Raw genomic sequence first — 19,304 nt, 5'->3', positions numbered from 1 at the left:
GCGATGACACAGATGGCGCTCGTGATCGATCTGAACGTCTGCGTGGGCTGCCACGCGTGCGTGACGAGCTGCAAGGAATGGAACACGTCGGGCGAGGCGGGCAGTCTCGCCGACTTTCGCCCGTATGACGCCGATCCATCGGGCACGTTCTTCAACCGGGTGCAGACGTTCGAAGCCGGCGAGTTTCCGCTTGCCGACACCATTCATTTCCCCAAGTCCTGCCTGCACTGCGAGGACCCGCCGTGCGTGCCGGTCTGTCCGACCGGGGCAAGCTACAAGCGCAAGGAAGACGGCCTCGTGCTGGTCGACTACGACCGCTGCATCGGCTGCAAGTACTGCGCGTGGGCCTGCCCCTACGCCGCGCGGGAAATCGACGAAGCGCGCAAGGAAATGACCAAGTGCACGCTGTGTTCCGACCGCATCTACAACGAAGCCCTGCCGGAGCGCGACCGCAAGCCCGCGTGCGTGCTGGCGTGCCCGACCTCGGCGCGCCTCTTTGGCGACATTCACGATCCTGAGTCGGTCGTGTCGAAGGCGATCCGCGAACGGGGCGGCTATCAGCTGATGCCCGAGTGGGGAACCCGGCCGTCGAATCACTATTTGCCGCGCCAAACAGTGACGTCCTGCGGCAGCGGCTCGTGTTCGTGCAAGACATCGGGCGCGGGAGAGACCGATACGCTGGAAACGCAGGCCGAACACGGCGCGCTCAATCTCGCGTCGATCGCTACGCGCGTGTGAGCACGTCTGCGCGTGCTCGCATGGCGCGCGCCGAATCGAAAAGTGGAGAACGGTATGAATCCGGCATTTTCAGTGGTGTTTCTCACCACGCTGAGCGGGGCGGGCCAGGGGTTGCTGATCGCGCTCGTCGGCGTGGAGCTGGCGCAACGGCTTGGCTTCGGCGATGTGGCGGCGGTTCCGGCGATGTTCTATGTCGTCGGTGCGGCGCTTTCATGCGCACTGGGCGCATTGGGGCTCGTTGCGTCGTTCTTTCATCTCGGCCATCCCGAGCGGGCATGGCGGGCCATTGCGATGTGGCGCACCTCGTGGCTGTCGCGCGAATGCCTTTGTCTTCCCGCGTTTCTGGCCTGCACGTTCGCCTATGGTCTCGCGCACCTGCTAGGGGCCTCGTATTCCCTGGCAATAGGGGGCGTGGCTGTCGTCGCGAGCCTGCTGCTGTTCGTGTGCACCGCGATGATCTACGCGTGCCTGCGCTTTCTCCAGGAATGGGCGACGCCGCTCACGCTGGTCAATTTCGTATTGCTCGGCTGCGCGTCCGGCTTCACGCTCGCGACCGCATGCGCCGCGAGATTCGCACCGGCCATGGCGGTGCCGCTTGCCGTCTGCGCATGCGTGTTGACGCTGGCGGGCTGCGCGTCGCGCACGGCCTCGCTGGTCCGCAATGCGCGCCTGCGCCCGAAATCGACCGTGCAAAGCGCGACCGGCATTCGCGCGCAACATGTCGAGCAGAAGTCGCGCGGGTTTACGGCGGGTGCCTTCAATCTGCGCGAGTTCTTTCATGGCAAGACGCCCCGCGCGCTCAGACGCATCAAGTGGACGTTCCTGATCGCGGCGTTCCTCGCTCCCTTCTGCCTCGTGGCGATCGGAGGCGGCATCCGATCCGTTGGGCTATCGTTCGCGGTGTTTTGCGTGGCGGCTGTGATCCAGTACGCTGGCCTGGTGGCGGAGCGCTGGTTTTTCTTTGCTGAAGCGCGGCATCCGCAGAATCTCTACTATCAGCGTTCGTAAATCGAGCGCCCCACGTCCCTCTACTCGCGGAACGTCTTTGCGGTTTCCGTTGCGGCATGCCTCAGGTCGGGCACGAAGGCGAGCAGGTCGTCGAGCGCGACGCGCCCGACCGGCGCCTGGACGGCGATCGCCGCGCACGCACGGTTGCGGTCCAGCATCACGGGAACGGCGATCGCGATCAAGCCCTGTAAATGCTCCTGATTGTTGATCGCGAGCTGCCGGCGGCGTGTCACCGCCAGCTCCTTGCGCAACGCTTCGCGGTCGGTGATCGTTTGCTCCGAGTGGGCCCGCAGCGGCAGCGTGTCGATCATGCGGTCGCGCCGCTCCTTGGGCAGAAAGCTCAGTAGCAGCTTGCCGCTTGCCGAGCAGTGCAGCGGCACGTGCGAGCCCGGCTGCAGAGGCATGCGCAGCGGCCATTCGGTCTCCACGCGGTCGACATAGACCACGTCGTTGCCGGCGAGCATGGTGAGATTGCAGGTCTCGCCGATTTTTTCGACGAGCTGTTCGAGCAGCAGATGCCGCGCCGCCGCCGGCCCGGCATGCATCAGCACGTTCACCGCCATCATTCTCACGCGTGGCGAACACTCGTACAGCTTGTCGTTGGCGCCGCGTGTGACGAGCCACGCGTCGGTAAGCTGGGTCAGGATGCGGTGCACCGTCTGCTTGGGCAAACCGAGCGCCTCCACCAGATCCATCATCGCCAAAGGATGGCCCGCCTGGGCTAGCGTTTCCAGCACGCGGAACGCGCGGACTGCCGCCGCATTCGATTGGTTCGATGTGGACACGCTTGTCTCCTGCGTCGGTTGCATTGTGTGGTCGACGCTAGCTTTCCCGTTATTGTGCATCGCCCGGTGCGATTTTCGGGACTGGTGAAAGTCCCGAAAATCGCATATTCCGCGGCTCCCTAGCCGTGTGTCACCGATTGTGCGGGAATCGGGACTCGCATTCACGCGCCGATGAATAGATTGGCAGTACAGCCAATTATTTGATCGGAGCGCGCCGATGAATGTGAGAGAGACCGTTGCCAATGCCGCCGGTGCGGGCAAACCCGAAGCGCCCGCGCCGCAGATCGCCGCGCTCGTGGCGCGTGCGCGTGCAGCGCAGCAAGCCTTCGAGTTCGCCGGGCAGGCAACCCTGGATACCGCTGCGGCGGCGGCCGCGTGGGCGATCATGGAGCCCGGCCGAAATCGCGAGCTTGCCGAGCTGGCGGTGCGCGACACAGGGCTCGGAAACGCCGACGACAAGTTCCGCAAGAACTACCGCAAGACGCTCGGGCTGCTGCGCGACCTGCATGGGAAAAAGACCTGTGGCGTGATTGCGCGAGACGAGGCCACGGGCATCGTCGAAATCGCGCGCGCGGTCGGGGTGGTCGCGGCAATCACGCCATCCACCAATCCGGCCGCGACGCCCGCCAACAAGATCATCAACGCGCTCAAATGCGGCAATGCGGTGATCGTCGCGCCCTCGCCGAAGGGTTATGGCGCGTGCGACGCGCTCATCGGCTTCATCCATGCGCAGTTCGCCAAAGCGGGGCTGGACCCGGCGCTCGTGCAGATGCTGCCCGCGCCCGTGGACAAGGCCGCAACCGCCGCGCTGATGCGCGAAGCCGACCTCGTGGTCGCGACGGGTTCGCAGGCCAATGTGCGCATGGCCTACGCCAGCGGCACGCCGGCCTTCGGCGTGGGCGCCGGCAACGTGGCGTCGATCGTCACGCGCACGGCGAACCTTCGCGATGCGGCGCACAAGATCGCCGCGTCGAAGACCTTCGACTACGCGACGAGCTGCTCGTCGGAGAACAGCGTCGTGATCGACGAGGCAGTCTACGACGCGATGCTGCACGAACTCGCCGCCTGTGGCGGCGTGCTGCTCGACGCGCAGCAAAAGGCGCTATTGCAGGCGGCGATGTGGACCGATGGCAAGCTCTCGTCGCGTTGCACCGCAAAATCCGCGGCGCAGATCGCGCATACCGCCGGCCTCGACGACGTAGCAGCGCGCGCAAGCGCGTTCCTGATGGTCGAGGAGAGCGGCTTCGGCGCGGCACATCCGTTTTCGGGCGAAAAGCTCGCGCCCGTGCTCACGGTCTACCGCGCGCGCGATTTCGGCGCAGCGGCGGATATCGTGCGCAGCCTGTACGCGTACATGGGTGCGGGTCACTCGGTGGGCCTGCACACGGGCGAGCCGAACGAAGCCGTGACGCTGGGTTCGACGCTGCCGGTGGCGCGCGTGATCGTCAACCAGGCGCATTGCTTCGCGACGGGCGGCAACTTCGACAACGGCCTGCCGTTCTCGCTCTCGATGGGCTGCGGGACCTGGGGGCGCAACAACTTTTCGGACAATCTCGGCTTTCGCCGGTACCTGAACATCACGCGCGTCGCGTACCCGATCGCGGAGCACGTTCCCGAACTCGACACCTTGCTCGGCGACTATTTCCGGAGGTTCGGCCAATGAGCGCGCCCGCCACGATCCGCGCGCTGATCGAAGCACGCGCCGCACAGTATCCGGACAAGCCCTTCCTGCTGGCAGCGCCCGACGAAGGCGCCACGGAAGACGCCGGCGCAGCCGCGGAGCGCGCCACGGCCGGCGCGACGCTGACCTTCGGCGCGCTGCTCGAGCGTTGCCGCGCGCTCGAGAGCCGCTTTCGCGACGCCGGCCTCAAGCCGGGCGACGTCGTTTCGGTCCTGATGGGCAACGGCATCCAGACTGCCACGCTGCTGCTCGGCGCGATGTACAGCGGACTGATCGCGCATCCGCTCAACCTGCTTTGCCAGGCGTCCCAGCTCGCCTATATCGTCGAGCATTCGGATACGCGGATGATCTTCGCGAGCGCGCAGACCAGCGGCGCGCTCGCGGCGGCGCTTGCCGCGCTGCGCGAGCAGGGCATGTCGCGCAACATTGCGCTCGTGCGTACGGAGCCGGATGCCGTCGCATTGCCGGTGCTGCCCGCGCTCGAAATCGCGGCCGCCGATGTGGCGAGCGCCGTGCCGGCGTCGAGCCTCGCGAGCCTCCCGGTGCTGGAATCACCGCCCGTGGAAACCCAGTCCAGGCCCGATGCTGCCGACATCGCCCTCCTGATGTACACCTCGGGCACGACCGGTGCGCCGAAGGGCGTGCTGCTCAGCCACGCAAGCCTCCATGCGAACGCGCGCAACATCAGCCTCGAGCACCGGCTCGCCGACGATGACCGCGTGCTGGCATCGCTGCCGCTCTATCACATCAACGGCCTCGTCGTGACCTTGCTTGCGCCGCTCTGGCACGCGGGCTCGGTCGTGCTCACGGCGCGTTTCTCCGGGCGCACGTTCTGGCGCGACGCCGCCAGCTACGGCTGCACGTGGATCAACGTGGTGCCGACCATCGTCGCCTATCTCCTCAACGGCGACGAACCGCGCGGGCTTGACCTCTCGGCGCTCAAGTTCTGCCGCAGCGCGTCTGCCGCGCTGCCTGCCGACCATCATCGCGCATTCGAAGCGCGCTTCGGCATTGGCGTCATCGAAACGATGGGGATGACCGAGACCGCCGCGCCGGTCTTTAGCAATCCGTACGATGCATCGCGGCGCCGGATCGGCAGCATCGGCCTGCCATCGGGCGGCGAAGCGCGCGTGATCGATCGTGACGGCCGCGAATGCGGACCGAACGAGTGCGGCGAAATCGTGTTGCGCGGCGCCCAGGTCATGTGCGGCTACTACAAGCGCCACGAGGACACGGCGAAGGCGTTCACTGCCGATGGCTGGCTGCGCACCGGCGACCTCGGCTATCGCGACGAAGAAGGCTACTTCTATATCAACGGCCGCTCGAAGGAACTGATCATCAAGGGCGGCGAGAACATTGCGCCGCGCGAGATCGACGAGGCGCTGCTGCGCCATCCGGGCGTGCTCGACGCGGCGGCCGTCGGCGTGCCCGATCCCGCCTATGGGCAGGAGATCGTCGCGTTCGTGGTTGCGCGCGAGGCTCACTGGCAGGGCGCGCCCGACCCGGACGAGCTGCGCGAGCACTGCCTGCGCGAACTGGGCCGCTACAAAACGCCGAAAGAGATCCGCTTCGTGAACGAACTGCCGCGCGGCCCCTCGGGCAAGGTCCAACGGCTGAAGCTCGTGACGCCCTCGGGCTGATACACGACTACGCGCCTCGCGCGCCGACGCGCGCATCCGACCCGGCGACACAAAAGAGAGACTCAGGAGACGACGACATGAAGCAGCACGCGCAGCGCGTCAAGACGCGCCATATCATTCTCGCGGTCATGTGTCTGATGTATTTCATTTCGTACATCGACCGCGTGAACATCGCGGTCGCGGGACCGCTGATCCGCCACGAAATGGGCCTGAGCGCGGTGCAGCTCGGCCTGGTATTTTCCGCATTCGCCTATCCCTATGCCGTCATGCAGATCATCGGCGGCTGGCTTTCGGACAAGTTCGGACCGAAACTCGTGCTCACCGTGCTCTCGTTGATCTGGGGCGCGGCCACGCTCGCCACGGGCTTTGCCGGCAGCGTCGCGATGCTGGTCGGGCTGCGCTTCGCGCTCGGCGTGGGCGAGGGCGGGGCGTTTCCGACGGCCACACGCGCTTTCACGTACTGGATGCCGGTGGGCGAACGCGGTTTCGCGCAGGGCGTGACGCACAGCTTCGCGCGCCTGGGCGGCGCGGTGACGCCGCCGCTCGTGCTCGCGGTGGTGGTGGCGGGCGGCTGGCGCGACGCGTTCATCCTGCTTGGCATCGTGAGCCTGATGTGGACGGTGCTCTATCTCTTCGTGTTCACGAACTCGCCGGAGCAGAACCGGCGCGTCACGCCCGAAGAGACCGCCGAGATCGGCTATTGCAAGGGCGACTGCGACCGCGCGAAGCGCGCGGCGACGCCGTGGCGCAAGCTCGTGCGGCGCATGTGGCTCGTCACGTTCGTCGACTTCTGCTATGGCTGGTTGCTGTGGGTCTATCTGACTTGGCTGCCGTCGTATCTGAAGGAGTCGCGCGGCTTCGACCTCAAGCAGATTGCGCTCTTCACGGCGCTGCCGCTGCTCGCCGGCGTGGTGGGCGACACGCTCGGCGGCGTGGTCTCCGACCGGCTCTTCAAGTGGACAGGCCGGCTGCGTTTCGCGCGCTGCGCGGTGCTCGTGACCGGCATGGGCGGCTCGCTCGCTTTCCTGCTGCCGATGGTGTCCGTCGCGAACCCGATGGTCGCGGTGCTCTTCCTCTCCGCTTCGTTCTTCTTCCTCGAGATCACGAATCCGGTGCTGTGGACGCTGCCACTCGATATCGCCGGCAAGTACGCGGGTACGGCGGGCGGCATGATGAACACGGGCTTCGGCATTGCGGGGATGCTGTCGCCGGTCGTGTTCGGCTATCTGATCCAGCACACCGGCAGCTATAACGTGCCGTTCATGATCTCGGCCGGGTTGCTGGCGCTGGGCATCGTCGCGGCGCTCTTCATCGATACCGCGCGCACGGTCGAGGCGGACGAGGAACGCGAGCGGCGCATGGGCCCGGAAGAGGCGGGGGCCTTCGCGTTCCTCGACAGCATGCCGACGGTGCGGCTCGAACGGCACACGCTGCGGCGCCCGCTGCGCTGGTGGCGCTGAGCCCCGCAGGGTGCGAGGCGTGAGGCAGTGCATGCGGCGGCCCTGAAGGCTTCCGGGGGCTTCCGGGGCTTTGAGGGAGCCGCCGCCGAAGTACGCCTTATGCGCCGCCGTCGAGCTTGCGCAGGCGCCAGATGAGGCTCGACGTGTCGAAGCGGCTGCCGCCGAGACGCTGCACGTCGCCGTAGAACTGGTCGACGAGCGCCGTGACCGGCAGCGCCGCGCCGTTGCGCTTCGCTTCGTCGAGACAGAAGCCCAGGTCCTTGCGCATCCAGTCCACGGCGAAACCGAAGTCGAACTTGTTGGCCATCATGGTCTGGCCGCGGTTGTCCATCTGCCAGCTCGCGGCGGCGCCCTTGCCGATCACGTCGAGCACGAGCGCCATGTCGAGCCCCGAGCGCTCGCCGAAGTTGATCGCCTCGGACAGCCCCTGCACGAGGCCCGCGATACAGATCTGGTTGACCATCTTGGCGAGCTGGCCGGCGCCCGCCGCGCCCACCAGCGTCACGGCCGCCCCGTAATGGGCGAGCGTGGGCTTCGCGCGCTCGAAGGCCGCGGCTTCGCCGCCGCACATGATCGTGAGCTTGCCGTTCTGGGCGCCCGCCTGGCCGCCCGACACGGGCGCGTCGATGAAATGCAGGCCATGTTCGGCGGCGCTCGCAGAAAGCTCGCGCGCCACGTTGGCGGAGGCGGTCGTGTGGTCGGCAAATACGGCGTCGCGCGTCATACCGGCGAAGGCGCCGTCCGCGCCGAGCGTGATGCTGCGCAGGTCGTCGTCGTTGCCGACGCAGGCGAGCACCAGATCGGCGCCCTGGGCCGCTTCGCGCGGCGTGGCGGCCGCGCGGCCGCCGTACTCGGCGACCCATTGCGCGGCCTTTTCGGCGGTGCGGTTGTAGACCGTGACGTCGAGCCCGGCTTTGGCGAGATGACCGGCCATGGGATGGCCCATCACGCCGAGGCCCAGGAACGCGACACGACGTACCTGATTAGGGGCGGACGAGGATGCGGATTGGCTCACAGTGGCTCCTTGGGGTGGGGTTTGAGGCTGGGGCGGCTTCATTATCTCAGCTATCGGCGCGGCGCTTGAGCGGCGTCCGCACAAGGCTGCGCCGTCCGGGACGCGATCTGCACTCAGCCTGGACTCAACGATAGGGCGCAACTGGCACTAGCCTCGCGCGTTTTTGTCAGCCGATACTCGGTACAACAAGACGGCCTGGCTGGCCTTGCTCGCGACCGGAGCAGGGCGTCCAGGCCCGCAAAAGGAGACAAGGATGCTCAGGTATCTGATCGGAATCGGCCTGCCTTTTCTGGGCGTCATCGGCGCGCTGCCCTGGGTGGCCGCGCAGCAGGACCGCTACGTCTTTGGCGTGCCCTTCATCTACGCGTGGATCTTCGCGTGGTTCCTCGTGACCTCCGGGTGCCTTTTTGCCTGCTGGCATTTCTTCGACCGGCACCGCTACGCGAACGAGAACTAGTGAGCGCCGGCTGCGCAGACCGCATCCGCGCCTCCGCCTCCCCTCCCACCGCCTCCCCCCTGGAGAGCCGCGCATGTCCACATTCGTCTTCTCGCTCCTGATCGCCTTTTCGCTGTATCTCGCCATCCGCTCCCGGCGCGGCCACGGCAAGCAGAGCGTGCACGACTTCTTCGTCGCGTCGCGCCAGTTCGGCGTCGCGCTCGTGTTCTTCCTCACGGCCGGCGAGATCTACAGTATCGGCACGATGGTCGGCTTTCCGGGCGGCATCTATGCGAAAGGGCCGACCTATGGCATCTGGTTTCTCGGCTACATCCTGCTCGCTTACCCCATCGGCTATTTCATCGGGCCGCGCATCTGGGAGGTCGGCAAGCAGCACAACGCCATTACGCAGGCGGACCTCTTCAAGGGTCACTATCGCAGCCGCGTGCTCGAGCTGATCGTGGCGGGCTCGTCCATCCTGTTCCTGATCCCCTGGGGCGAACTGCAGTTTACGGGCCTCGTCTCCGCGCTCAAGGGACTCGGCTGGCACGTTCAGCCGTTCTGGCTGATCGTCGTCTGCGCCGCGCTCGCGTTTACCTACATCGCCATTTCCGGCGTGCGCGCCTCCGCCTGGATCGCCGTGCTCAAGGACATCCTGATGCTGCTCGCGATCGTCGTGACGGGCGTGGCCGCCGCGTGGATGGCCGGCGGCACGCACGAGGTGTTCCATGCCGCGAGCCACCAGGTGAGTAACGCGATGACGACGCCTCAGCTGCGCTTCTCCATGAGCACGATGCTGTTCCAGTCGCTCGGCTTCTACATGATGCCGTTTGCGGCACAGGGCTTCTTCACCGCGCGCGGGCCCAACACGATCCGCCGGACCCAGATCGCCATGCCGCTCTACATGATGATGTACCCGTTCCTCGTGGTGGCCTCGTACTATGCGATCAGCGCGAACCTCAAGCTCGCCTCGCCCAACGACGCGTTCTTCGTGGCCGCCGTCCATCTGCTGCCCGACTGGCTGCTCGGCCTCGTCGCGGCGGGCGCCGCGCTCTCGGGGCTGCTCGTGCTGGCGGGCATCTGTCTCGCGATCGGGCCGATCGTCACGCGCAACCTCATTCCGAACCTGCCCGAGGCGCGCCAGAAGCGCACCGCGAAATTCGTGATCGTGGCCTATCTGGTGGTGTCGATCACCACCACGCTGCTCACGCCGAACCTCATGCTCTCGCTCATCAACACGACCTACTATGGCATCACGCAGTTCCTGCCCGGCATGCTGATCCTGCTCGCCGGGCGCCAGGTGCGGCCGGGCGCGGTGGCGGCCGGCATCGTCTGCGGGCAGGGTCTCGCGATCGTGTGCTACGCGCTGCATATCGGCTTCGGCGGCATCAATCTCGGGCTCGTATGCCTCGGTGTGAACGTACTCGTCGTCTTCGTGGGACATAGCCTGTTGCGGCCGTCCGGGCGGCGCTATGCCATGCCCGATCCGCTGCACCGTCATTCATAGGAGTTGAGCCTGTCAATGAATCCGCAAGCCTCGTCCTCTTCTGCCGGTCAGCCGGTGACGGTTTTCGCGGCGCGCCGCATCCTCACGCTCAACCCCGGCCAGCCGCATGCAACGCACGTGGCCGTGCGCGAGGGGCGCATTCTCGCGGTTGGCACGAGCGAGGACGCCGCGCGCTGGGAGGCGCAGTTCGGCGCCTGCGCGCGCGACGACACGCTACGCGACAAGGTGCTGATGCCCGGGCTCGTCGAAGGCCATTGCCACCTGATGGAAGGCGCGGTATGGGATGCGGTCTACGTGGGCTACTACGACCGTCGTGGGCCGGACGGCAAGCTGTGGCACGGGCTGCGCACGCTCGACGCGGTGCTCGAACGCCTCTCTGAAGCCGAGCGCGCCATGAGCGACGACGGCCCGTTGCTCGCGTGGGGCTTCGATCCGATCTACTTCGGCGCGGCCCGTCTGACGACACGCGAACTGGATACGGTCTCGGCGCGCCGCCCGATCGCGATCCTCCATGCGAGCGTGCATTTGATGAACGTGAACAGCGCGATGCTCGCGCTCGCGGGCATCGACGAGGACACGGACGTGGACGGCATCGCGCGCGACGCGCGGGGCCAGCCCACGGGCGAGCTGCAGGAATTCGCGGCGATGTTCCCGATCTACCAGGTGATTGGCGGCAAGCTCGCGATCGCGGCCAGCGAGAAGCCGCACGCGGTCTGGAACTTTGGCCGCGTCGCGCAGCTCGCGGGCGTGACGACCGCGACCGATCTCGTGAACGACCTTTCGCCCGAGGGCAACCGGACCTTGCACAGCGTCACTGCCGACCCCGACTACCCGGTGCGCATCGTGCCCGCGTTCGCGCCGCAGCGTAATCCCGCGCAACGCGCGGCCGGCGTGCTGGAGGCGATGGCGGGCAATACCGACAAGCTGCGCTTCGGGCCCGTCAAGTTCATCGTCGATGGCTCGATCCAGGGCTTCACCGCGCGCGTGCGCTGGCCCGGCTACGCGGGCGGGCAGCCCAACGGCCTGTGGCTGATTCCGCCCGAGCAGCTGGTCGAGGTGTTCGAGCCGTACCACTGCGCAGGCCTGCAACTGCATATCCACACGAACGGCGACGAAGCGACCGAAGTGGTGCTCGACGCGCTTGCGACGCTGCTCGCGCGGCATCCACGGCCCGATCACCGGCACACGCTGCAGCACTGCCAGATGGCTGACGCGGCGCAATTGCGGCGTATCCGCGCGCTGGGCCTGTGCGTGAACTTCTTCGCGAACCACATTTACTATTGGGGCGACGCTCACTACAGCCAGACCATGGGCCCGGACCGTGCGAACCGCATGGACCCGGCCGGTTCGGCGCAGCGCATGGGCATTCCCTACGCGCTTCATTCGGACGCGCCCATCACGGCGTTGAGCCCGCTTTTTACCGCGTGGTGCGCGGTGCGGCGCGAAACGGCCAGCGGACGCGTGCTGGGCGAGGCGGAGCGGCTCACGGTCGATGAGGCGCTCCATGCGATCACGCTCGGCGCCGCGTACACGCTGCGCCTCGATCACCTGATCGGCAGCATCGAGGTGGGCAAGTTCGCCGATTTCGCGGTGCTCGACGAAGACCCGAGCACCTGTGCGCCCGAGCGCCTGAAAGACGTGCCGGTGTGGGGCACGGTGCTCGGCGGACGCGTCATGCGCGCGCCGCGATGAACGCCAATGCGACGTCGCCGACCGCGCGCGCGCCAATCGACCTCGCGGTGATCGGCGGCTACCTCGGCGCGGGCAAGACCACGGTGGTCAACCATCTGCTGGAGGCGCCGCACGGCAAGCGCATTGCGGTGCTCGTCAACGACTTCGGCGCCGTGAATATCGACGCCCGGCTCGTGCGCGCGCGCAGCGACGACGTGATCGAACTCGACAACGGCTGCATCTGCTGCACGATCGGCGGCGCGCTCGTCGATGCACTCGCGCGCCTCGCCGCGCGCGAGGATCGCCCGGACCTCCTGCTGATCGAAGCGAGCGGTGTGTCGGACCCGGCGAAGATCGCCCAGGTGGGCCTGCTCAACAGCGCGTTTCGTCTCACGGCCGTGCTCGTGGTCGTCGACGCGCCGGAACTGGTGCGCACGCTAGTCGATCCGCTGGTCGGCGCGATGGCGCAGCAGCAGATCGACAGCGCGAGCGCGGTGATCGTGGCGAAACTCGACCTCATCGCGCCCGAGTCGCGCGAGCGCGCCATCTCGGACGTGCGCGCGCTCGCCGCGACCGATATCGTCGTGGCCGCGGATCACGGCCGCGTGCCGCTCGCGCTGCTGTTCGACGCGAGCGTGCCGCAAGCACGCGCGCTCGCCGATGCCGGCCGCTGGCAGCACCGGCGGCTCGGGCAAGGCGCCAGCGTGTTCCCCACCTTCACGAGCGTGGCGCTCGCCGCGTCCGGCGTATTGGAGAAGGGGCGCCTGCGCGCGTGGCTCAAGGCGCTGCCGCGCACGATCCTGCGTGCAAAAGGCTTCGTGCGCGTGGTGGATGCAGAAGGTTGCGTCAGCACGCGCGTGTGCCAGGTCGCGGGCCGCCGGCTGCGCATGACGCCGCCCACACAGGGCGAGCAGGCGGCGAACGGGACGGAGAGCGTCATCGTCTTCATCGGCTTCATCGATTCGGAAACCGAAGCGATGTTGCGCGACGGACTGCTCGCGTGTTGCGTGCGTGCCGCCGCGTAGTGTTGCCATGTAGTGCCGCATTCAATGCCGCGCGTGAAGCGCGGCGAGCCATTCACCGCGCCCCGCTCATGGCAAGTTGCCGCGAGTGATGCCGACGGCCCACCCACGCGGCGGAGAGCGCGCTCACGAGACCCGCGAACATCGTATAGAGGCAAATGAGCCACGGATCGCCCCCGTTGCGCTGCAAAAGCCAGGTCGCGATGATCGGGCTGATGCCGCTCGCGAAAATGCCGGAGAACTGATAGACGAACGAGATGCCGGAGTAGCGCACGTTGGCGTCGAACAGCTCGGCAAAGAGCGCCGCCTCGGGCCCATAGACAGAAGCGTAAATGACGCCGAGCGGAATGATCACGGCGATCCACACGAGCACCGGCGAGCCGCCGCTGTGCTTCATGAGCCAGAAGCCGAAGAACGACGACAAGCCCGTGAAGAGCGAGCCCCAGAAGTAGATGCGGGTTCTGCCGATGCGGTCCGAAAGTCGCCCGAAAAACGGAATCGTGAAGATCATCGTGAACGCGGCGGCCATGACGGCAAGCAGGGCGTCGGTGCGCGAGAGCTTGAGCGTCTGCGTGAGATAGGCGATCGTGAAAACGGCGAAGACGTTGAAGAACACACCGTCGATGAAACGGGCGCCCATGCCGGCGAGCACGTTGCCGGGATAGCGGCCGAGCACCTCGGCGATCGGCACGCGGACCTCGGCGCCCTGTTGCTTCACGCGTTCGAACTCGGGCGTTTCCAGCACGCGCAGGCGGATATACATGCCGATCGCCACGAGCGCGAAGGAAAGGAAGAACGCCACGCGCCAGCCCCAGGCGAGAAACTGCGCATTGCTGAGCACGGAGGAGAGCAGGGCGACCACGCCCGACGCGAGGCAGAGCCCGATCGCGAGACCGATCTGCGGAATGCTCGCATAGAGGCCGCGCTTGCCTTCGGGCGCGTATTCGAACGACATCAGCACGGCGCCGCCCCATTCGCCGCCGAGGCCCAGGCCCTGCGCAATGCGCAGGACAAGCAGCAGCGCGGGTGCCCACAGGCCGATCTGCGCGTAGGTCGGTACGGTGCCGATCAACACGGTGGCGACGCCCATGATCGAAAGCGTCATGATCAGCATGCTTTTACGGCCGAGCCGGTCGCCGAAGTGCCCGAAGACGATGCCGCCGAGCGGACGGCTCAGGAAGCCCACCGCGAAGGTGCCGTAGGCGAACATCGTCGAAATGAGGGGATCGCCGCTCGGGAAATAAAGCTTGTTGAAGACGATGCCGGCGACGACGCCGTAGAGGAAGAAGTCGTACCACTCGATGGTCGCGCCGATCAGGCTCGCGACGACCACGCGCCTCATCTGCCGGGCGTCGGTGCGGGGCAATGCGTTCATGGCTGTCTCCTTTTTGGGGCGCACCTGGAGCGATGCGGTCTCTTGCAAAGCAGGTATTTTCGTAAGGTATCCTTTGTTTGCTGCGTGTCGTTGCCGTGCTGCGCATACTACTTACTCGAGCCCTTGCGCCGGGTGACTTCAGGGGTAGGCTTCGGCATGCTCCCGTTGCAGCCGGGAAAGGCTCGCGTGGTCCTCGAGAATCATGTCGGCGGCTTTCTCCGCGATCATGATCACGGGGGCGTTGGTGTTGCCTGAGACGAGCTCCGGCATGATCGACGCATCGACGACGCGCAGCGCGGCGAGGCCATACACGCGCAGGCGCTCGTCGACGACCGCGGTCGCGTCGCGGCCCATCTTGCAGGTGCCCGCGGGGTGATAGATGGACTGGCTGAACTGGCGCGCCGCATCCAGCAGCTCGGCATCGCTCTGATACCGCTCGCCGGGCACGAACTCGGACACGATGTGCGGCGCCAGCGAGGGCGCGGCGGCGATGCGGCGCGCCACGCGAATGCCGCCGATCACGACGGGATGGTCGCGCGGATCGGACAGATAGTTGGCGCGAATGGCAGGATACTGGAGCGGGTCGGAGCCGCGGATTTCGACGCTGCCGCGGCTATGGGGCCGCAACTGGCAGACGGACGCCGTGAACGCCGAGAACGGATGCGCGCCCTGGCCGGGCTTGTCCGCGCTCAGCGGCTGCATGTGGAACTGGATGTCGGGGCGCTCGGCCGCGGGGTTCGATCGCGTAAAGATCGCCACCTGGCTGGCCGCCAGTGTGAGCGGTCCGGTGCGCCAGAGCGCGTATTGCAAGCCGATCCACGCCTTGCGCAACGGATGATTGACCTCGTCGTTGAGCGTGCGTTCGCGCGTGCGGAACACGAGCCGTACCTGAAGATGATCCTGCAGGTTCTGACCGACGCCCGGCAAGTCGTGCAGCACGGCAACGCCCGCGTTGCGCAACACGTGCGCCGGGCCAACTCCGGAGTGCTGAAGAATCTGCGGCGAGCCGATCGCGCCCGAAGCGAGAATGACCTCGACGCGCGCACGCGCACGCTTTTTCACGCCGTCCTGCAGATATTCCACGCCGACCGCACGGCGTCCTTCGAACAGTATCCGGCTCGCCTGCGCCCGCGTTTCCACGGTCAGATTGCTGCGTTTGCGCGCGGGTTTGAGAAAACCCTTCGCAGTGCTCCAGCGAAAGCCGTTATAGGCCGTCTGCTGAAAGTAGCCGACCCCTTCCTGGACCGCGCCGTTGTAGTCCTCATTCAACGGGATGCCGATTTCCTGCGCGGCGGCGATGAAATGATCGGCAATGGGCCGGCGCAAGCGCAGATCGGAGACCTTCAGCGGGCCGCCTACGCCGTGCCAGGTGTTCGCGCCGCGCTCCTGGTCCTCGGACTTCCTGAAATACGGGAGAACGTCGGCATAACTCCAGCCGCGATTGCCGAGCTCCGCCCAGCGATCGTAATCCTCACGCTGCCCGCGCACGTAGAGCAGGCCATTGAGCGAGCTGGATCCGCCGAGCACCTTGCCGCGCGGCCAGTCGATCTGCCGGCCGGCCACACCTTCGTCCGGCTCGGTGCGGTAGCACCAGTCGAGCGCGGGGTTGTGCATGGTCTTGAAGTAGCCGACCGGGACGTGGATCCACGGATTGTTGTCCTCGCCACCCGCTTCGAGCAGCAGCACGGCGTTGCGCGCGTCGGCACTCAGCCGGTGGGCAAGCACGCAACCGGCCGATCCGGCGCCGACGATCAGGTAGTCGACCTCATGGTCCATGAATCCCGTCTCCTCGAAATCCAGGAGCGGCATGATGCGCCGCGTTTTCGGATCAATGTCGGGGAAGGGGATGCCGACCGCAAGCGGGGATCGTGCGCACGGGCCGAAAGTGAAACGGAAACTGCCGAAACGGAATCAGAAGTCCACGGCGCAGCGCGCCCGTTTTGCCGCCGAAGCGGCGACGCACCGGCGCCCGCTCAGGCGAGCGAGAGCCCCTGGAGCAGCGGCGCGAGTCTAGTCGCCGTTTGCTTCATGCGGCCCACCGACTCCAGCAGTTCCTCGAGGGTCGCGCGCGCAGTCGGGGCATGCACGGCGAGCGCGGCGAGCACGCGTTTGCTGGCGGGGTCGCGCACCGGCACCGCAATCGCCACCATGCCGCGCACGAACTCTTCGTTGTCGATGCCGATGCCGCGCACCGCGAGCTGTTCGAGCTCGGCAGCGAGCGCCCTGGGGGCGGTCAGGGTGCGGGGCGTCATCTTTGTCAGCACGAGGCGTTCGAGCAGCGCGTTGCGCTCGAGCACGCTCATCTGCGAGAGAAAGAGCTTGCCGCTCGCGGTGCAGTGCAGCGGAACGTGCATGCCCGGACGCATCTCCATGCGCAGCGGCTCCGTCGTTTCGACGCGCTCGATATAGAGCACGCGGTCGCCGTCGAGCGCGGTGAGATTGCAGGTTTCGCCAAGCGCCTCCACGAGGGTGCGCAGCAGCACGCGGCACGAGCGCGTGAAGGTGTTGTTGGCGAGTGTGGCGAGCGCGAGCTGCGCTGCGCGCGGGCCCAGCGCGATGCTGCGGTCGTGCCCACGCGAATCGGGCATGTGGATCACATAGCCGCGCGCTTCCAGCGAATCGATGAGCCGCAGCAGCGTCGCCTTGGGAATATGCAGCCGGGCGGACAACTGCGAAAGCGTATACGGCTGGCCCGCGGACGCCAGTTGCTCCAGCACCACGAGCGCGCGCAGCACCCGGGCGTCGTCCCCTGACGATTCTTCGCGCAGCGCGGGGGCGTTGTCTTGCGCCCTGTTTTGCGTTGGGGTTTGCGTCGTCTCTCGCGCTGTCTCGCGCATCGGCTTCCTCCTGAAGGTCCTGAAGGGCAGTGGAAATGAAACGAATTGTTCGAGTTTCCCGGCACATTTTCAGTATGAGCGCAAAGTTCGCGGGGTTACGTAGCGGATTACCCCGATACGTCATGCGAGTGATTCGCGCGCTGTACCAGGCGATACCGGTCCACTGGCTCTACCTGCGCAATTCTGGTCTGCCTAGAATTTTTCCTAACAGAGCGCCAAAGAACGACGACAGCTTTGCAAGGAGACAGGCATGACGAACAGGCAGTCGGCAGGAACCGCTCTCGCAGCGGAGCGTGCAAGCGTCTTCACGAAGCCTGTGGAGCATTGATCATGGGATACAGCACAGTCGATTCCGCCGCCGCCGGCTTTGCCGCGAGCGAGTCCGGCTCCACGAAGTACGACCCGACGTACGACCCGCTCGTCTCGCCGGGCCCCGGGGTCGGCAAGGATTACGCACCGACCTACTGGGTCGCGACGGCGGGCAGCCCGCCGCCCGACGACGGCCCCGTCACGAAAGATCTCGACGTGGACGTCGCGATCATCGGTGCGGGCTACACGGGGCTCGCCGCGGCGCTCTGCCTCGCGCGCGAGCATGGCATCAAGGCCGTGGTGCTGGAGGCGAACCGCACGAGTTGGGGCTGCAGCAGCCGCAATGGCGGACAGGGGCAGAACGCCTCGGGCCGCCTCTCGCGCTCGCAATGGATCGAGCGTTGGGGCAAGGATGTCGCCCTGAAAATGCACGACGAAATCCAGCAGGGCTTCGATCATTTCAAGGAACTCGTTGCCGAGATCGATTGCGATCCTCAGCCGGGCGGCCACTTCCTGATCGCGCACCGGCCGCGCATCATGGCGAAGCTCGCCGCCGAGGCGAAGGTGTGGAAGGACGTATTCGGCTACCCGTCGGAGCTTTTGAGCGCGCAGACGTTTCGCCGCGAATTCATCGACGACCACGAGGCGGCCGGCGCGCTGCACGAGCCCGAAGGGATCGGCATCCATGCGCTGAAGCTGGCGTTCGGGTATCTGCGCCTTGCACGCGCCGCTGGCGTGAAGGTCCACACGAGCAGCCCGGTGATGGGATGGGAGACCATCAATGGCGTGCATCACTTGCGCACGCCGGGCGGCGTGGTGCGGGCGCGCGCGGTTGGCATCGCGACCGGCGCGTACACGGCGCAGACGCTGCATCCCACGCTGCGCAGCAAGGTCATGCCGATCCTTTCGAATTCGATGGTCACGCGTCCGCTCACCGAAGCCGAGATCGCCGCGTGCGGCTTTCGCACGACTCAGGTGCTCACGGACACGCGCACGCTACGCTTTTACTATCGGTTCTTGCCCGACGGCCGGTTGCAGATCGGCAGCCGCAGCGCGATTACTGGCGATGATGCGCCTAATCCGCGTCATCTCGATCTGCTCAAGGAAGGTATGGCGCGTAAGTTCCCCGCGCTGCGCGGGGTGCAGATCGACTATTCGTGGTGGGGCTGGGTGGATGTGAGCCACGACATGATGCCCCGTGTGTGTCAGCCGGATCCCCGGCAATCGGTGTTTTACGCGCTTGGCTATGGGGGGAATGGCGTGTCCTATTCGCAGCAGGCGGGGCGGCGGCTTGCTGAGCGCATCGCGGGTAAGGGCGCACAGCACACGCTGCCGATTTTTACGTCGCCGCTGCCTGGGCATCCGTTTGCGCCTTTCCGGCGGATTGGGCAGAGGTTGCTTTATTTGGAGTATTTCAGGCGGGATGAGAAGGCTTGATGGTGTGCGTTTGCTGTTGGCTTTTCCTTGTTTTCGCGTCGGTATGCGGCGTTGCCCCTGTGCGGGGCGGCACCTACTTTTCTTTGCCGCGGTGTACAGACCGGAGACATGATTGACAGGTGTATGGGGACATGGTTGGGAAGTGTCTGAATTTTTGTGTGCAAGGCAGATAAAAACCTGCCGTCTGGCAGGTCATCAATTGCATTCTACAAATGATTCCTGGTGAAGCGATCCTCGTAGAGGATCGCGAACTGGTTCATCGCGGCTTTCCAGTCATGTGCGGCACGGCTCCAGTCAGCCGTGATATTGCGCAAGGCCAGCCACAGCAGTTTGGTCGCGGCCTCGTCCGTGGGGAAGTGCCCACGCGTCTTGACGATCTTGCG

15 protein-coding genes and 1 pseudogene are annotated in these 19,304 nt (G+C 66.3%); 10 read left to right on the top strand and 6 right to left on the bottom strand.

Annotation, left to right across the window (positions count from 1 at the left end):
• The first annotated feature begins 3 nt into the window (after positions 1–3).
• Positions 4–738, top strand: coding sequence for a 4Fe-4S dicluster domain-containing protein (locus M3I56_RS33170; RefSeq protein WP_254357598.1), 735 nt, complete (start codon positions 4–6; stop codon positions 736–738).
• Between the two features lie 54 nt (positions 739–792).
• Positions 793–1,746, top strand: a complete 954-nt coding sequence (locus M3I56_RS33165) for a DmsC/YnfH family molybdoenzyme membrane anchor subunit (protein ID WP_254357597.1) — start codon at positions 793–795, stop codon at positions 1,744–1,746.
• A 20-nt stretch (positions 1,747–1,766) separates the two neighbouring features.
• On the opposite strand, the gene M3I56_RS33160 is transcribed toward M3I56_RS33165, so the two are convergent.
• Entirely contained in the window at positions 1,767–2,531 is a 765-nt protein-coding gene (locus M3I56_RS33160) for an IclR family transcriptional regulator (RefSeq protein ID WP_254357596.1), read from the bottom strand.
• 217 nt (positions 2,532–2,748) lie between these two features.
• Between M3I56_RS33160 and M3I56_RS33155 the strand changes: the two genes are divergently transcribed.
• The 3 genes from M3I56_RS33155 (at position 2,749) to M3I56_RS33145 (ending at position 7,312) form a co-directional block, all read left to right on the top strand.
• Positions 2,749–4,194, top strand: a complete 1,446-nt coding sequence (locus M3I56_RS33155) for an aldehyde dehydrogenase family protein (RefSeq protein WP_254357595.1) — start codon at positions 2,749–2,751, stop codon at positions 4,192–4,194.
• Positions 4,191–5,852 (top strand): AMP-binding protein, encoded by a 1,662-nt coding sequence (locus M3I56_RS33150; RefSeq protein ID WP_254357594.1) that lies wholly within the window; start codon positions 4,191–4,193, stop codon positions 5,850–5,852. The genes M3I56_RS33155 and M3I56_RS33150 overlap by 4 nt, the downstream gene beginning before the upstream one ends.
• A gap of 77 nt (positions 5,853–5,929) precedes the next feature.
• On the top strand, positions 5,930–7,312 hold the full coding sequence (locus M3I56_RS33145; protein WP_254357593.1) for an MFS transporter: 1,383 nt from the start codon (positions 5,930–5,932) through the stop codon (positions 7,310–7,312).
• Between the two features lie 97 nt (positions 7,313–7,409).
• Here the strand turns inward: M3I56_RS33145 and M3I56_RS33140 are convergent, their stop codons facing one another.
• A complete protein-coding gene (locus tag M3I56_RS33140) occupies positions 7,410–8,327 on the bottom strand; it encodes an NAD(P)-dependent oxidoreductase (RefSeq protein ID WP_375541830.1) in 918 nt (305 codons plus the stop codon).
• A 253-nt stretch (positions 8,328–8,580) separates the two neighbouring features.
• On the opposite strand from M3I56_RS33140, the gene M3I56_RS33135 reads away from it, so the two are divergent.
• From M3I56_RS33135 to M3I56_RS33120, 4 genes are all read left to right on the top strand, one after another.
• Positions 8,581–8,784, top strand: a complete 204-nt coding sequence (locus M3I56_RS33135; protein WP_254357591.1) for a DUF3311 domain-containing protein — start codon at positions 8,581–8,583, stop codon at positions 8,782–8,784.
• Between the two features lie 73 nt (positions 8,785–8,857).
• Entirely contained in the window at positions 8,858–10,270 is a 1,413-nt protein-coding gene (locus M3I56_RS33130) for a sodium:solute symporter (protein ID WP_254357590.1), read from the top strand.
• Between the two features lie 15 nt (positions 10,271–10,285).
• Positions 10,286–11,962 (top strand): amidohydrolase, encoded by a 1,677-nt coding sequence (locus tag M3I56_RS33125; protein ID WP_254357589.1) that lies wholly within the window; start codon positions 10,286–10,288, stop codon positions 11,960–11,962.
• The gene (locus M3I56_RS33120; RefSeq protein WP_254357588.1) at positions 11,959–12,966 is read left to right on the top strand and encodes a GTP-binding protein; all 1,008 of its coding nucleotides are present in this window, start codon (positions 11,959–11,961) and stop codon (positions 12,964–12,966) included. The genes M3I56_RS33125 and M3I56_RS33120 overlap by 4 nt, the downstream gene beginning before the upstream one ends.
• A gap of 52 nt (positions 12,967–13,018) precedes the next feature.
• Here M3I56_RS33120 and M3I56_RS33115 read toward each other — a convergent pair whose 3' ends face one another.
• The 3 genes from M3I56_RS33115 to M3I56_RS33105 all read right to left on the bottom strand — a co-directional run bounded on the left by M3I56_RS33115 (position 13,019) and on the right by M3I56_RS33105 (position 17,175).
• The gene (locus M3I56_RS33115; RefSeq protein WP_254357587.1) at positions 13,019–14,338 is read right to left on the bottom strand and encodes an MFS transporter; all 1,320 of its coding nucleotides are present in this window, start codon (positions 14,336–14,338) and stop codon (positions 13,019–13,021) included.
• A gap of 138 nt (positions 14,339–14,476) precedes the next feature.
• Positions 14,477–16,114: a GMC family oxidoreductase gene (locus M3I56_RS33110; RefSeq protein WP_254357586.1), complete on the bottom strand. Its 1,638-nt coding sequence runs from the start codon at positions 16,112–16,114 to the stop codon at positions 14,477–14,479.
• Between the two features lie 197 nt (positions 16,115–16,311).
• The gene (locus M3I56_RS33105; protein WP_254357585.1) at positions 16,312–17,175 is read right to left on the bottom strand and encodes an IclR family transcriptional regulator; all 864 of its coding nucleotides are present in this window, start codon (positions 17,173–17,175) and stop codon (positions 16,312–16,314) included.
• A gap of 330 nt (positions 17,176–17,505) precedes the next feature.
• Here M3I56_RS33105 and M3I56_RS33100 point away from each other — a divergent pair, with 330 nt between their 5' ends.
• On the top strand, positions 17,506–18,921 hold the full coding sequence (locus M3I56_RS33100) for an FAD-binding oxidoreductase (protein ID WP_254357584.1): 1,416 nt from the start codon (positions 17,506–17,508) through the stop codon (positions 18,919–18,921).
• Positions 18,922–19,127: 206 nt separating this feature from the next.
• Here M3I56_RS33100 and M3I56_RS33095 read toward each other — a convergent pair.
• Positions 19,128–19,304, bottom strand: a pseudogene (locus M3I56_RS33095) (IS256 family transposase); the annotation flags it as partial.

Origin of the sequence: Paraburkholderia sp. CNPSo 3281 (genome assembly GCF_024206515.1) — a bacterium.
GTDB classification, from domain to species: Bacteria; Pseudomonadota; Gammaproteobacteria; order Burkholderiales; family Burkholderiaceae; genus Paraburkholderia; species Paraburkholderia nodosa.
Note: the sequence above shows the minus strand (reverse complement) of the source record. Positions and strands in the feature narration are given on the sequence as shown.